Source organism: Mesorhizobium argentiipisi (SeqCode), assembly GCF_037179585.1.
GTDB lineage: Bacteria > Pseudomonadota > Alphaproteobacteria > Rhizobiales > Rhizobiaceae > Mesorhizobium > Mesorhizobium argentiipisi.
On the sequence record NZ_JAPYKO010000096.1, the window covers coordinates 1 to 506 of the forward strand.

1 protein-coding gene is annotated in these 506 nt (G+C 61.7%); it reads right to left on the minus strand.

What is annotated here, in order from left to right:
* A partial coding sequence (locus tag O7A05_RS34090) for a transposase (RefSeq protein ID WP_337097797.1) occupies nt 1–450 on the minus strand: 450 nt, incomplete at its 3' end.
* Between the last annotated feature and the right edge of the window lie 56 nt (nt 451–506).

The window sequence follows — 506 nt, forward strand, 5'->3', positions numbered from 1 at the left end:
CGCCTCGATCAGGGTCGCGTCCAGCATCGCGCCGCGCTTCAGCATCACGCCGGCTTTCTCCAACAGCCGGTCGAGTTCGCCAACCAGCCTGTCCAGAAGTCCCTTCTCGATCAAAAGATTGCGGAAGCGGTTGAGCACCGTGTGGTCGGGCACCGTCTCGTCGAGGGCGAGCCCCACGAAGCGGCGGAACGACAGCCGGTCGGCGAGCGCTTCCTCCAACTCGCGGTCCGACAGCCCGTAAAGCGACTGCAAGAGCAGGGCCTTGAAGAGAACCAGCGCTGGCCAGCCGGGATGGCCCGGACCACCATGATTGAGCCCGCCAAGCAGCTTCTCGAAACGGTACCACTTCACCAGCGACTCGATCCGATCCAGGATTCCCGACGAGCCAACCGCCTTGTTCCCAAGGAACGCCTCGATAAAGCTCATCTGTCCCGTCCGCTTCACCGCCATCGCAAATCCCTCCGAGCCATAATCGAAGTGAATCACAATGCCAGAATTGCGCAACA